Source organism: Stutzerimonas tarimensis (genome assembly GCF_042648805.1).
GTDB lineage: Bacteria > Pseudomonadota > Gammaproteobacteria > Pseudomonadales > Pseudomonadaceae > Azomonas > Azomonas tarimensis.
Genome location: NZ_JBHRXZ010000001.1, coordinates 142296 through 154690, shown reverse-complemented (window position 1 = coordinate 154690; position 12395 = coordinate 142296). Strand labels below are relative to the sequence as shown.

The window sequence follows — 12395 nt, the reverse complement described above, 5'->3', positions numbered from 1 at the left end:
GACAATGCCCCCTGACGACGAGGCGCCTCGGCTGCCTGTCACTGCCAGTTATAAGCGATTACTCAATGACGACGCATATTCACCGCTCGGCGCTGTTGCCTTATCCGGCTCGGTCCCTGTTCGACATGGTCAACGATGTGGCCCGCTATCCGGAGTTCCTGCCCTGGTGTTCGACGAGTCAGGTGCTGGCGGTCAGCGACACCCAGATGCGCGCCAGCATGACGGTGGCCAAGGGCGGAATCAGCCAGCGATTCCTCACCCGCAATGAGCTCGTACCGGGCGAGCGGATCGAGATGAATCTGGAAGAAGGGCCGTTTCGCCATCTGCACGGGATCTGGGAATTCAAGGCGCTCAATGACCAGGCGGCCAAGATCAGCCTTGATCTGTCGTTCGATTACGCGGGCCCCCTGGTGAAAATCACTCTGGGCCCCTTGTTCAACCATGCGGCCAATACGCTGGTCGACGCCTTCTGCGAGCGGGCCAGGCAGCTTTATGGATGACCTTGTTCGGGTGGAGGTGGCCTACGCGCTGCCTGACAAGCAGAAGCTACTGAGCCTGGAGGTGCCGCGCGGGACTTCGGTACGCGAGACGGCGCTGCGCTCGGGGATGGAGCTACACTTTCCGGGGCTCGATCTGGCGATCGCGCCGCTGGGTATCTTCGGCAAGGCGGTGGCCAAGCCCGAGGAGCGCCCCATCGAGGCCGGCGAACGGGTGGAGATCTACCGGCCGCTCCTGGCCGACCCCAAGGAAGTGCGCAAGCAGCGGGCAGACAAGGCCGCCAGGGCCAAGGCCAAGACTTGAAGCGTCACGTCCGCGGACCTATCAGGCGCCCGCGATAGCGTGTCGTAATAGATACAGGGACGTCCCCTCGGCCAGGATCAGGCTGAACCCTTATGCGGCAACGGGGTTGCCATGAACAGCAAAACGAGTACGGCCAGCAGTAGTGGGACGATGTCCAATCAACGCAGAATCGAGCGGCACCAGTTGCCGTATTATTTGAAGGTGTTCAACCGGAACACCGACAAGCCCCTGGGCTTTATCGGCAACATCTCCGAGCAGGGCCTGATGCTCATCAGTCCGTATCCGATGCTCCTGCACGCCCGCTTCGAGATGCGTCTGAAAATTCCCGCGAAGGACGGCAGCGTCCATTACGTCGATCTCCAGGCCACCTGCCAGTGGACCCGCGAAGATGTGACCCCGGGAAGCTATGATTCAGGCTTCAAGCTGATCGAGCCGCCCGAGGACATCAGGGAAATGGTCGACGCGCTGCAGCAGTATTTCAGCTTCCAGCCCTTCCAGGCTTCGCCCGAGCCCCGCGGTCCGGGCCTGAATGATTGCCGCTGAATCGTTTGGCTAGAAGCTGCCGGCACGCTTGAGCGCCAGATAGCGTTCGATCAACAGGGGCGCGAGCTCCCTCGGGCGTGCATCCAGCAGCGGCAGCCCGCGGGCCGTTAGACGGCGGTGCAGACGCTGCCGGGCGGCGCGGTAATCCACCAGCCCGCAATAGTCCAGAGCCTCGTCCAGGCCTGTGATCGGGGTCTGCGCCAGGTGATCGACGAATTCCTCCCTGAGGCTTACCAGCAGTACCCGGTGGCGTTGGCTCAGGTGGGCGAGGGCGGCATCCAGTTCATCGTCGTCTTCGTCGCGCAGGTTGGTCAGCACGATGACCAGCGCCCGGCGCCGCTGGCGCGCGAGCAGGGTTGCCGCGGCGCTGCTGTAGTCCGCCTGGGCACGGCTGCTGCGCAGGTCGTACATGGCATCGAGCAGGCTGGTCAGCTGCGCCGGTCCCTTGCCCGGCGCGACGAATCGCGGCTGCTCGGTGGCAAAGGTGGACAGGCCCACCGCATCGCCCTGGCGCAGTGCGACATGGCTCAGAAGCAGGCAGGCTTCCAGGCTGTGGTCGAAGTGCGACTTGCCGCCGTCCTGGCTGCGCATGCGGCGGCCTCCATCGAGGAGGAACAGGATGCGCTGGTCGCGTTCGTCCTGGTATTCCCTGACGATGGGGTGACGTACCCGGGCGGTGGCCTTCCAGTCCACTTGGCGCAGGGTGTCGCCGTCACGGTATTCGCGCAGTTGGCGAAACTCCTGCCCCGGACCGCGACGCGGTCGCTGGCGGATGCCCAGGCCGCCGAGCCAGTTTTCGACCGCCATCAGGCGGGCCCCGTGAAGCCGTGAAAAGTCCGGGTAAATGCGTATGTCGCCGGGCAGCGTCAGCAGCCGCCGGCTGTGCCACAGCCGCCACGGGCTGGGCAGCTGCACCTCGCAGTGCTCGAAATGGAACAGTCCGCGCTCTGTGGCGCAGAATAGGTAGCTCAGCGTGGCTGTTTCGCCAGGGGCCAGGCGCACGGCAACGGGGAGGCTGTCGACCTGCAGCGAGGCTGGCGCATGATCGAATACCTGGACCCGGACGCGCGAGCCGTGGCGCAGTTCCAGCCGCACCTCCTGCCAGCGTCCGACCGGGGCTTCGCCGGGCAGTTGGCGCTTTATCTCGGGTGAGGGCTGCCGCCGCAGGCGCAGCGCGTCGAGCAGGGCAATGCCGGCAGCGCCCAGCAGCAGACTCCACCAGAGTGTGGCCAGCCAGTCGGCGGGTGCGTAAAGAAGCCGAGAGATGCCCAGCAGCAAGGCGGACAAGAGCAAGCCTCCTGCCACTGCCAACAGGGCGCGGCCGGGTGTCATGGTCGCGGCGCCGGGGTCTGGTCGATCAGTTGCTGCAGCAGGGTATCGACCGTCAGGCCCTCGATTTCCAGGTCGGCGTTCAGCCGTACACGGTGCCGCAGCACCGGCAGGGCACAACCTTTGACGTCATCGGGCAGCACGAACTCGCCCCCGCGCAGCAATGCGCGGGCACGGCCGCCGCGTACCAGGGCAATGGAGGCGCGCGGCCCTGCACCCAGGCTAAGCCCCGGCCAGTCCCGTGTCGCCCGGGCAAGGCGCACGGCGTAGTCGAGCACCTGTTCGTCCACCGGCAGCTCGCTGGCGATCCTCTGCAGCGCCAGGGCGTCCTGCGGACGCATCAGCTGACGTAGCGGGGTCACATCGAGCATGTCCGAATGGGCGGAGCGGCTCACGCTGCGCACCAGGTCCACTTCGGCTTCGGCGGGCGGATAGTCCATGCGCAGCATGAGCATGAAGCGGTCGAGCTCTGCCTCCGGCAGCGGGTAGGTGCCCTCCTGTTCGATGGAGTTCTGCGTGGCCATCACCAGGAAGGGTTGAGGGACCTTCAGCGCTCGGCCTTCGAGGGTCACCTGATGTTCCTGCATCACTTCGAGCAGCGCCGATTGGGTCTTTGCCGGCGCGCGATTGATCTCATCGGCGAGCAGGAGGTGGGTGAACACCGGTCCCTTGCGCAGCTTGAACTGTTCGCTGGCGAGGTCGTAGACGGCATGCCCGGTGATGTCGCTGGGCATCAGATCGGGAGTGAACTGGATGCGGGCGAAGTCGCCACCGAAGCAGCGCGCCAGGGCCCGGACGAGCAGGGTCTTGCCGAGGCCCGGTACGCCTTCGATGAGTACGTGGCCGCCGGCGATCAGGGCGGTGAGCAGGCCCTCGATGACGTCCGGCTGGCCGATAACGGCCTTGTTCAATTCCTGGCGCAGGGCGTGAGCCAACTGGCCGGCTCGCTGGCGTGGCTCCCCGCGCTCGGCGGTCTGTTCGCTCATAGGGCGTTCCTGAGTGATTGCAGTAGGCCGACCTGTTCGGTGAAGTCGGCAAGGCTGAGTCGCGCATCCGGGGTCTGCATGGCCTGGTCGACCTGCGCGACGGGTTGTAGCGACAGACGTGCGAGCAGTTCGCTGCGTTCCACCGGCTCGAGGCTGCTAATGCCTGGATGATGGCGCTGGACCTGCTGCAGGATGTCCGCCTGCAGGTCCTCGATCAGCCTGTGTCGTCCGAGGCGGCGCATCCGGAAATCGGCGCTGGCGCGCAGATGCGTCAGTAACTGTCGCCGGCTGCTGGGCGTTGCAGGCAGCAAGGGGCCCCGCCGCCGGCTGGCGCGCCAGAGCCAGAGCGCCAGCAGCAGCGCGAGGCTTGTCGCGGCTTCGGTGAAGTGTTCGGTCACCAGCTTGACCAGGCTCAGCTGGCTTTCACGAAAGACCAGGGTGACGTCACGGTCCTGGCTGAGATACCAGAGCAGCCAGGCGTGATCGAGCTGGCCGATGCGCGAGTTCTGCCAGAGCCAGGCATCGGTCAGCACCGTCACCAGCCCCTCGCCGTGGCGCAGCTGCAGCATATGGGTGGCATGGCTGCTGTTGGCCCGGGCGTGGGCTTTCTGCTCCGGGTCATAGAGATGATAGCGGGTATCGAAGGCCAGGTAGGCGGGGGCGGACTCGTTTTCGACGAACAACCGGGTGAGTTCCGGGTGTGGGGCCGGGACCATGGGCGATTGCAGCGCGGGATGCTCGTCGCCGGTTTCGTGCTGCTGCAGGCCAAGTGCGTCGAGCAGCAGGTCGCCGCTTTGGCCGCGGGCTTCGTCCCACAGCCGTTCGGCGACGAACAGCAGGTGGCCGCCGGCCTGCGCCCACTCCAGCACCCGGCGGGTCTGGCCGGCCGACCAGCCGCCGCGATCTGCCAGCAGCATCAGGGTATGACCGCTCCCTGGCAACGCGGCCAGTCGCAGATCTTCGCTGCGCACCACAGACGAGCCGAGCCCCTTGAGAAACAGCTGCGCCGCCAGGTAGGGGTCGGCCTGGGCTTCAGGCGACGGGCCATGGTCCAGGGTTACCTGCTGACGCTCCAGTTGCCCGGCGACATAGAAGGCGATCGTCAGCGCCAGCAGCGCGGCGAATAGCAGAGGCCAGCGGGCGCGATTCATGCCGGACCTCTGGCATCGAACAAGCGCCGGTAGCCATCGACAAGTGTCGGCCCGGCCGCCTCGGGCGGGTGGCGGTGGCCGTAGGCATGGGCCTGCCAGTGCCGGGTCAGCTGTTCAGCGTAACGGCTCAGGTCCTCCTGCTGCAGGCTGGCGACGCGCTGCAGCACCTCGCTTTCGGTGAGCGAGGACTGCAGCGCGAGTCGGTCCTCGAGCTGGTTCAGCATGGCTCGGTAGAGCAGGCCCAGCGCCTGGCCCGGGTCACGTTGCCAGAGTTGTTCGGCTGTGGCGGCGATATCCTCGGGCAAGGGGGGCGGCTCGGGGTCGGGGATGGACGAGGCTGGCAGGAAAGAGCGTCGGCGCCGTCTGCGTTTGCGCCGCCTACCGAAGGTAGGCAGCCATTGGCGGTAGCGCCAGGCCAGGCTCAGCAGCAGCCCCAGCAGGCCGCTCCAGAGCAGTGCTTTCATGACTTGCGCTGGGCCTTCGGCGTGGCCCAGGGTGTCGCCAAGTGCTTCCAGCCAGCTCGACAGCCTGCTATCGGCCGCATCGGCGTCGCGCAGGCGCCAGCGGGTCACGGTTTCCTGATGGGTGAACGGCGGCTGCTGCAGCAGCGACTCGATCCGCTCGCGGGCCTCGCTGCCTGTCAATGGCTGGCTGCCCGATGGCTGTTCCGCGGTAGTTGAGGCCCAGCTGTGCTCGACGCCAAGCGGCGCCATCAGGAACAGTCCGGCGACCAGTAGCACACCGGCAAGGCGCGACAGGCGCTGGCCCAGCTGGCGGAAGCCGAGTTCGATATCCCAACCTTCGAGCCGGGTACGTCGATTCAGGTAGAGGCTGAAGCCGCAGGCGACATAGATGGGCTCCCAGAGGATCAGAACCAGCACGTATAGCGAATTGCTCAGGTGCTCCAGCCATAACCAGCCGTCGGCATCGTTTACCAGTTCGTACCAGGTCCAGTCTTCCAGGACCTGTTGCGGCAGCAGAAAATAGAAAAGCGCAATCAGGCCCAGTAACAGGGCCAGCTCCAGGTGAAACCCGACCACCGTGAGCCAGGACGCGGTGCCGCTGTCGCGCTGGCCCAGCAGGCCCAGGCGCTGCCGCCGGGCCTCCCCGCTGAGTCCTTCCAGCTGGACCACCGGCAGGTCGAAGCTGCGGGTCGGGCTGAGGCGACGCCAGGTCAGGCTGGCGAGCCACTGATGGCGGAGCTGGGCTGGAAACGCACGCAAGGCCTGCTGCGTGCTTGGCGTGGCACCGAACAGCGCTCGCGAGAGGATATACAGCGGCAGGCGCTCGTAGAGGGGCTTGAGCCACCAGAACAGGACCAGCGCCAGGCCAGGGTGGCGCCAGCACAGCAGGCTCAGCAGCAGGAACAAGGGCACCGTCAGCAGCGCCCAGGCGGCCATCAGTTGGGGCAGGTGCCGACGCGCCAGCAGGGTGCCCAGATCCAGCGCTTCCCAGGCGCTGCGCGGGCGCACGTCGAGTTCAGGAAGCATCGTGCTGGCGTCCGCCCAAGGTCAGGTAGAGCGCCACCAGCAACCACAGGGCAGCACCGACCAGATACTTCGCCAGGGGTGTAGCGAAGGTCATCGACGACCAGTAGGCCTCGACGAATGCCGCGATCAGCAACAGTAGCAGGGCGCCGCTCACCAGTTGCACCCCGACCGAGGAGGCCTGGCGCAGGGCATCGGCGCGGCGCAGTTGACCTGGTGCGATCAGTGCCCAGCCGATCCGCAGGCCCGCCGCCCCCGCCAGGCTGATGCCGGTCAGCTCGAAGGCGCCATGGCCGATGACGAAAGAATAGAACGGGTGGTGGTAGCCGATACCGGTCAGGTGGCCGGCGACCGCCCCGATGGTGAGCCCGTTGAACAGCAGGAAAAACAGCGTGCCAAGGCCGGCCAGAAGACCGCCGGCAAAGGTCTGAAAGGCGATGCCGACATTGTTCATGATGTAGTAGCCGAACATCATCCAGTCGGCAGCGGCCGTGCGCTCGCCGAAGCGACCCAGGCGCGCCCTGTCCGGATCGTACATCTGTTCCATCTGGGCGATCTGAGTCGCGCTGAGCAGCGCGCGGGCGAGTTCCGGTACGCCGAAGACCAGCAGGCCGGCCAGCAGCAGGCTGCCATAGAACAGCAGGCTGGCCACCAGCACGAAGCGCCATTCCTGGCGCACCAGCAGTGGCAGCCCGCCGAGCGTGAAGGCGATTATCCGCGCCAGCAGCAGGCTGCGGTGGCGGTAGAGCTGCAGGTGCCCTCGCTGCACCAGGTATTGCAGGTGATCGACCAGACCCTGGCTGTAGCCTCTGGACTGGGCCAGGGACAGGTGCTGGCACAGCCGGCGATAGGCGGCAGGAAAGCTGGCTGGGTCGACTGGCTGCCCGCGCGCCTGCTCGAGGGCTTCGAGCTGGATGCTGAACGCCTGCCAGGTATGCCGATGGCGCTGTTCGAAGGCCTGCTGCTTCATCCGCTCCTCAGCAGGCCGCGAGCGATGGCGAGCAGTGTTTGTTCCGCTTGCGCCGGAGCGGCTCCGATAGGTTCGGCGAGCAATGAGGCAAGTTCGCTCCGGCGTGCCGGCGAAAGGCTGTCGTGACGCTCGGCAAAGGCGATCAATGCCCGGCGCTCGACTTCGGCCAGGCCCTCTGGTGCCGCCTGGGCCGGTCCCTCGAGGGGCAGGGTACCGGGGCTGGCGGGTCGGAAACGATAGACCACCAGGGTGCCGGCGGCCAGGTCGCCGAGTCGCTTGAAGCCAGGATGCAGGAGGCAGCTCAGCGCGCCCAGAAAATAGGCGAAGGGCAGCAGGTCGACCACCCGCAGCAGGTTGCGAATCAGGGATGAGGCCCAGCCTACCGGTGTGCCGTCGTCATGCAGCACCTGCAGGCCAAGCCATTGTTTGCCAGGGGTACGTCCCTGGTTGAGCACCTCGAACAGCACCATGTACCACCACTGCACAAGGAACAGCAGAATCGCCGCCAGTCCCAGGCCGAACAGGCCCAGCAGACTGAAGGCGAACAGCAGAGTGGCAAACAGCGCACCACGAATCGCCAGGTCGATGGCGAAGGCCAGCGCGCGCGGCACCAGCCCCGCAGGCTGGAGGACAAGGTCTATGCCCTCGGGTGTCTCGACCCGGTAGCGGTTATCCAGCGGCGGGTAGGAAGTGGAGCTGGGCACCGGGCGGCCTCATGTGGGATGCGTCCTGCAGGTAGCCGATGCTATGCGCGTGACGCGGGCTGATCAACAAGGGTTGATGACTGTCGCTGGGGTAGACTGCGGCGACGAACAGCAAGGACCCATCCGTGACCGCGAGCATCTTCTGGTACGACTTCGAAACCACTGGTATCTCTCCCCGCTGCGATCGCCCCATGCAGGTCGCCGGCATCCGCACCAACGAGGCGCTGGAAGAGATCGGCACCCCGCTGAACCTCTATTGCAGGTTGTCCGATGACATCCTGCCGCATCCGGCGGCGTGCCTGGTGACTGGCATCACTCCCGCCCGGCTCGCAGAGAAGGGCCTGTGCGAGGCGGAGTTCATGACCCGGCTACATGCCGAGATGGCACTTCCCGGCACCTGCAGTGCGGGCTACAACAGCCTGCGCTTTGATGATGAGGTGACCCGCTACAGCCTGTACCGCAATTTCTTCGATCCCTATGCGCGCGAGTGGCAGGGCGGCAACAGCCGCTGGGACCTCATCGACCTGGTGCGCACCGCCTATGCCCTGCGGCCCGAGGGCATCTGCTGGCCGGAAGAGGATGGCCGGGTCAGTCTGAAGCTCGAGCGCCTGAGCGCCGCCAATGGGCTCGACCACCTGCAGGCTCATGATGCGCTTTCCGACGTGCGTGCGACCATCGGACTGGCGCGGCTGATCCGCGAGCGCCAGCCACGGCTCTATCAGTTTCTCTATGGGCTCAGACGCAAGTCACAGGTGCTGGACCAGGTACGCCTGCTGCAACCGTTGGTGCATGTCTCGGGGCGCTTCTCGGCCCAGCGTCACTTCCTTTCGCTAGTCCTGCCGTTGGGCTGGCATCCGGTCAACCGCAACGCGCTTATTGTGTGCGACCTGCGCAGTGACTGTTCGCCCTTGCTCGAGGAAGACGCGCAAACCTTGCGCGACAGGTTGTATACCCGGCACGACGACCTGAAGGGGGCCTTGCCTGTTCCCCTGAAGTTGGTGCATGTCAATCGTTGTCCGGTACTGGCGCCGATGAGTGTCCTCAGAGCCGAAGATGTTCAGCGTATCGGCCTTTCCCTGGACGATTGCCTGGCGCAGGCCGAACAGTTGCGCCTACAGCGCCCGCGATGGCAGGACAAACTTGCGCTGTTATATGCACAAGACCCGAGACCCGAGGAAGTAGAGGATCCCGAACAGCAACTCTACGCGGGCTTTATTGGCGATCGCGACCGTGCCATGTGCGAACGTTTCAGGACGGCCGATCCCATGGAAAGGCAGGTGAGCCCGTGGCCATTCGATGACAGCCGGCTCGCGCAACTCATGTTCCGTTATAGAGCGCGCAATTGCCCGGAATCTCTGACGGCCCAGGAGAAGCAGGATTGGCGAATCTTTTGCCAACAGCGCCTGACCGACCCGGCTTGCGGTGCGCCCAATACTTTGGCGCAGTTCGATGCGGAAGTGGCTCGCCTGCTCGCCGAACATTCCGGCCCGCAAGCACAACTGTTACAAGCCTGGAAGGCCCACGCCGATTCATTACGACACCGCTATGCGCTTGATCGATTCGATTGAGCCATGGGAACAACAGGTAGAAACAGCGAAGCTTCATGTCGTTTAAACGACATGAAGCCTCATGGTGCGGTGGCGAATCATGCAGGGGATTTCGCCGGCGGCTTCAGGCAGAGCGCTGAAGCTGTAAGGGGAGATCAGCCGAGCACGGTCGACCAGCTCTCTACCTCGTCCGATCCCCACTTGGCTTTCCACTCTTTCAGCGTCTTGTGATTGCCGCCCTTGGTTTCAATCACTTCGCCGGTATGCGGGTTCTTGTACTGCTTGACCCGGCGTGCGCGCTTGGTGGGAGCGGGCGCCTTGGCGGCGCGGGCCGGTTTGGCGGGGCGTGCGTCGGGGTCGAGAACCGCGATGATGTCGCGCAGCGACTTCTGGTATTCACCCATGAGTTCGCGCAACTTGCCTTCGAACTCAAGCTCTTTTTGCAGCTTGCCGTCTTCGGACAGGCTCTTGAGGCGCTCCTGAAGTTCTTTGATGGCTTCTTCAGTGGCGCGGTATTCGCTGATGAGGGACATATTATTACCTGGAATTCGGGGGTTCTGAGTGTGGGGGATGATAGTCAGGCATAATGGACAAGTAAATATAAATGAACATTCCAGCGAAAGATCTGCAGTGTGACTCTGTTCAAGTTATTTCAGGTGGTCTGCCAGGCGGCCAGTACGGCGTCGCGAACTGCAAGTCGCCGTGGGCGGTGCGCGGGAAGGCTCAATGGGCGTAGGGGTTTCGGTTGTTCCAGTTGCAAACTTCAATTCAAAGAAGCCCGGCACCGGAAGCGCGAAAGGGCGCAGGGAAACCAGCGTATGGCAAGTCGAGGAGTTTTCGAGGGCGGTGCGGTCTGCAGGGCTGGCGGCGCGAAGCCTTGTACATTGGCTTGGCTGTAAAGTGAAAGGCTCGCCAGTGGCGAGCCTTTTGAACAAGCCTGAAAGTCAGTCAGTTGCTGACGCTTCCCGCTTTTCTCGTTCTTTTTCTATTTTTTCCAGTTCCTTCTGGAAGGCCTGATCATGCACGCTGGCCTTTTTGCGCCAGGGTTTGCGTTCGGGGTCCGGTTGTGCGGCGTAAGTCACGACTTCGCCCCCATAAAGGTTCTGGAAACGCTGCGCTTGTCGCTCCAGTTCGCGACGCATCTCGTCTTTTGTCACTGCAAAGACCCGTGATTGAAAAAAATAACACCGGCGCCGGGAGGCGCAGGGTCCTCTATTGAAAGGCGCAGTCCGGTGTTTTTCAAGCTGCATTGAGAGTGCCCGCCCCCTGACGAAGGCGGGGTTAGCCGATCAGCGTGCGCTGCTGGTAGCGCTGGCGGCCTCGGCGCGACCATAGACGTCATCGTAACGCTCGATGTCGTCCTCGCCGAGGTAGCTGCCCGACTGTACCTCGATCAGCTCCAGCGGAATCTTGCCGGGGTTGGCGAGGCGGTGGACCGAAGTCACCGGAATATAGGTGGACTGGTTCTCGGTGAGCAGGAAGGTCTTGTCGTTGCAGGTCACCTGGGCAGTGCCGGATACCACGATCCAGTGCTCGGCCCGGTGGTGGTGCATCTGCAGCGACAGGCTGGCGCCCGGGTTCACGCAAATACGCTTGACCTGGAAGCGTCCGCCCATGTCCACCGAGTCGTACCAGCCCCAGGGGCGGTAGACAGCGCAATGGTTCTGGGTTTCCGAGCGGTTCTGGGCATCCATCCTGGCGACCAGCTTCTTGACGTCCTGCACCTTGTCCTTGTGAGCCACCATCATTGCGTCCTTGGTTTCGACCACGACGATGTCGTCCAGACCCAGGACGGTCACCAGCTTGCCGTTGCCGTGGACCAGGCAGTTACGGGAGTCCTCGGCGATCACGTCGCCCTTGATCACGTTGCCGTTCTCGTCCTTGTCATGCACTTCCCAGATCGAGGACCAGGAGCCGACGTCGTTCCAGCCGGCGCTCAGGGGCACCACGCAGGCGAGGCGGGTTTTTTCCATGACCGCATAGTCGATCGAGTCGTCCGGGCAGCAGGCAAAGGTAGCCGGGTCGATGAGCACTTCGTCACCGTTGCGATGGCTGCGCTCCAGCGTGGCCTGGCAGGTGTCGAAGATATCCAGGTCGTGCTTTTTCAGCTCTTCGAGGAAAACACTGGCGCGAAACAGGAACATTCCGCTGTTCCAGAAATAGTCGCCCGATTCTACGAACTGCTGGGCGCGCACCTCGTCGGGCTTCTCGACGAACTGCACGACGCGGTTGGCACCCTCTGGCAGATTGCCGCCGCCGCTCATGTCGCATCGGATGTAGCCGTAGCCGGTCTCCGGCCGGGTAGCGGGTATGCCGAACAGCACCATTTCGCCGCGTTCGGCCGCGTTGGTGGCCAGTGCCAGCGAGCGCTGGAAGGCTTTCTGGTCTTCGATGACGTGGTCCGCCGGCAGGATCAGCATCAGCTCGTCACGCCCTTCCTCGACCAGCTTCATTGCTGCCAGCGCCACCGCCGGTGCGGTGTTGCGCCCGAAGGGTTCGAGCAGCATGCCCTGCACGGCCAGTTTGCGTGCAGTCAGTTGCTCCTTGACGATGAAGCGATGTTCCTTGTTGCACACCAGCAGCGGCTGTTGCATGCCTTCGAAGGCCAGTCGCTCGACGGTCTGCTGGAACAGCGTCTGCTCCCCGGTCAGGGCGAGAAACTGTTTCGGGAACAGCTTGCGCGAGAGAGGCCAGAGCCGAGAGCCACTGCCGCCTGAAAGAATGACCGGAATCATCGAAGTTCTCCTGAATGCGTAGAGGTAAATTCCGCTCGGGCCATGTCGGGCCGGGCGCATTGATTCGTTGTTGCCATCCAGCCCCGCCTGAAAAAAAAACGAGGCCGCCGCGCCAGAGATCCTTCTGGTGCAGCATTGAAAT

At 64.2% G+C, this 12395-nt stretch carries 13 protein-coding genes; 4 read left to right on the top strand and 9 right to left on the bottom strand.

What is annotated here, in order from left to right:
- The first annotated feature begins 65 nt into the window (after positions 1 to 65).
- From ACFOMF_RS00765 to ACFOMF_RS00755, 3 genes are all read left to right on the top strand, one after another.
- Positions 66 to 500, top strand: a complete 435-nt coding sequence (locus ACFOMF_RS00765) for a type II toxin-antitoxin system RatA family toxin (protein ID WP_386360260.1) — start codon at positions 66 to 68, stop codon at positions 498 to 500.
- A complete protein-coding gene (locus ACFOMF_RS00760; protein ID WP_386360258.1) occupies positions 493 to 801 on the top strand; it encodes an RnfH family protein in 309 nt (102 codons plus the stop codon). Before ACFOMF_RS00765 ends, ACFOMF_RS00760 begins: the two co-directional genes overlap by 8 nt.
- A gap of 150 nt (positions 802 to 951) precedes the next feature.
- Positions 952 to 1344 carry a PilZ domain-containing protein gene (locus ACFOMF_RS00755; RefSeq protein WP_386360256.1) on the top strand — a complete coding sequence of 131 codons (393 nt, stop codon included), beginning with the start codon at positions 952 to 954 and terminating at the stop codon, positions 1342 to 1344.
- A 9-nt stretch (positions 1345 to 1353) separates the two neighbouring features.
- On the opposite strand, the gene ACFOMF_RS00750 is transcribed toward ACFOMF_RS00755, so the two are convergent.
- From ACFOMF_RS00750 to ACFOMF_RS00725, 6 genes are read right to left on the bottom strand one after another with little or no spacing between them, the layout of a single operon-like run.
- Positions 1354 to 2676, bottom strand: coding sequence for a DUF58 domain-containing protein (locus ACFOMF_RS00750; protein WP_386360254.1), 1323 nt, complete (start codon positions 2674 to 2676; stop codon positions 1354 to 1356).
- Entirely contained in the window at positions 2673 to 3659 is a 987-nt protein-coding gene (locus ACFOMF_RS00745; protein WP_386360253.1) for an AAA family ATPase, read from the bottom strand. Before ACFOMF_RS00745 ends, ACFOMF_RS00750 begins: the two co-directional genes overlap by 4 nt.
- A complete protein-coding gene (locus ACFOMF_RS00740) occupies positions 3656 to 4810 on the bottom strand; it encodes a DUF4350 domain-containing protein (protein WP_386360251.1) in 1155 nt (384 codons plus the stop codon). The genes ACFOMF_RS00745 and ACFOMF_RS00740 overlap by 4 nt, the downstream gene beginning before the upstream one ends.
- Entirely contained in the window at positions 4807 to 6300 is a 1494-nt protein-coding gene (locus ACFOMF_RS00735) for a DUF4129 domain-containing protein (RefSeq protein ID WP_386360249.1), read from the bottom strand. Before ACFOMF_RS00735 ends, ACFOMF_RS00740 begins: the two co-directional genes overlap by 4 nt.
- Positions 6290 to 7267, bottom strand: a complete 978-nt coding sequence (locus tag ACFOMF_RS00730) for a stage II sporulation protein M (protein ID WP_386360247.1) — start codon at positions 7265 to 7267, stop codon at positions 6290 to 6292. The genes ACFOMF_RS00735 and ACFOMF_RS00730 overlap by 11 nt, the downstream gene beginning before the upstream one ends.
- Positions 7264 to 7971: an RDD family protein gene (locus tag ACFOMF_RS00725; RefSeq protein ID WP_386360245.1), complete on the bottom strand. Its 708-nt coding sequence runs from the start codon at positions 7969 to 7971 to the stop codon at positions 7264 to 7266. The genes ACFOMF_RS00730 and ACFOMF_RS00725 overlap by 4 nt, the downstream gene beginning before the upstream one ends.
- 125 nt (positions 7972 to 8096) lie before the next feature.
- Between ACFOMF_RS00725 and sbcB the strand changes: the two genes are divergently transcribed.
- Entirely contained in the window at positions 8097 to 9539 is a 1443-nt protein-coding gene (sbcB, locus tag ACFOMF_RS00720) for an exodeoxyribonuclease I (RefSeq protein ID WP_386360243.1), read from the top strand.
- A gap of 134 nt (positions 9540 to 9673) precedes the next feature.
- On the opposite strand, the gene mvaT is transcribed toward sbcB, so the two are convergent.
- The 3 genes from mvaT to ACFOMF_RS00705 form a co-directional block, all read right to left on the bottom strand.
- Positions 9674 to 10051 (bottom strand): histone-like nucleoid-structuring protein MvaT, encoded by a 378-nt coding sequence (mvaT, locus tag ACFOMF_RS00715; protein ID WP_386360241.1) that lies wholly within the window; start codon positions 10049 to 10051, stop codon positions 9674 to 9676.
- Positions 10052 to 10462: 411 nt separating this feature from the next.
- The gene (locus ACFOMF_RS00710) at positions 10463 to 10675 is read right to left on the bottom strand and encodes a hypothetical protein (protein WP_386360239.1); all 213 of its coding nucleotides are present in this window, start codon (positions 10673 to 10675) and stop codon (positions 10463 to 10465) included.
- A 132-nt stretch (positions 10676 to 10807) separates the two neighbouring features.
- Positions 10808 to 12253: a mannose-1-phosphate guanylyltransferase/mannose-6-phosphate isomerase gene (locus ACFOMF_RS00705; protein WP_386360237.1), complete on the bottom strand. Its 1446-nt coding sequence runs from the start codon at positions 12251 to 12253 to the stop codon at positions 10808 to 10810.
- Between the last annotated feature and the right edge of the window lie 142 nt (positions 12254 to 12395).

Excerpts from the sequence above, each read along its gene's own strand:
- ACFOMF_RS00765 (WP_386360260.1), top strand. The coding sequence starts at position 66 with ATGACGACGCATATTCACCGCTCGGCGCTGTTGCCTTATCCGGCTCGG.
- ACFOMF_RS00760 (WP_386360258.1), top strand. The coding sequence starts at position 493 with ATGGATGACCTTGTTCGGGTGGAGGTGGCCTACGCGCTGCCTGACAAG.
- ACFOMF_RS00755 (WP_386360256.1), top strand. The coding sequence starts at position 952 with ATGTCCAATCAACGCAGAATCGAGCGGCACCAGTTGCCGTATTATTTG.
- ACFOMF_RS00750 (WP_386360254.1), bottom strand. The coding sequence starts at position 2,676 with ATGACACCCGGCCGCGCCCTGTTGGCAGTGGCAGGAGGCTTGCTCTTG.
- ACFOMF_RS00745 (WP_386360253.1), bottom strand. The coding sequence starts at position 3,659 with ATGAGCGAACAGACCGCCGAGCGCGGGGAGCCACGCCAGCGAGCCGGC.
- ACFOMF_RS00740 (WP_386360251.1), bottom strand. The coding sequence starts at position 4,810 with ATGAATCGCGCCCGCTGGCCTCTGCTATTCGCCGCGCTGCTGGCGCTG.
- ACFOMF_RS00735 (WP_386360249.1), bottom strand. The coding sequence starts at position 6,300 with ATGCTTCCTGAACTCGACGTGCGCCCGCGCAGCGCCTGGGAAGCGCTG.
- ACFOMF_RS00730 (WP_386360247.1), bottom strand. The coding sequence starts at position 7,267 with ATGAAGCAGCAGGCCTTCGAACAGCGCCATCGGCATACCTGGCAGGCG.
- mvaT (WP_386360241.1), bottom strand. The coding sequence starts at position 10,051 with ATGTCCCTCATCAGCGAATACCGCGCCACTGAAGAAGCCATCAAAGAA.
- ACFOMF_RS00705 (WP_386360237.1), bottom strand. The coding sequence starts at position 12,253 with ATGATTCCGGTCATTCTTTCAGGCGGCAGTGGCTCTCGGCTCTGGCCT.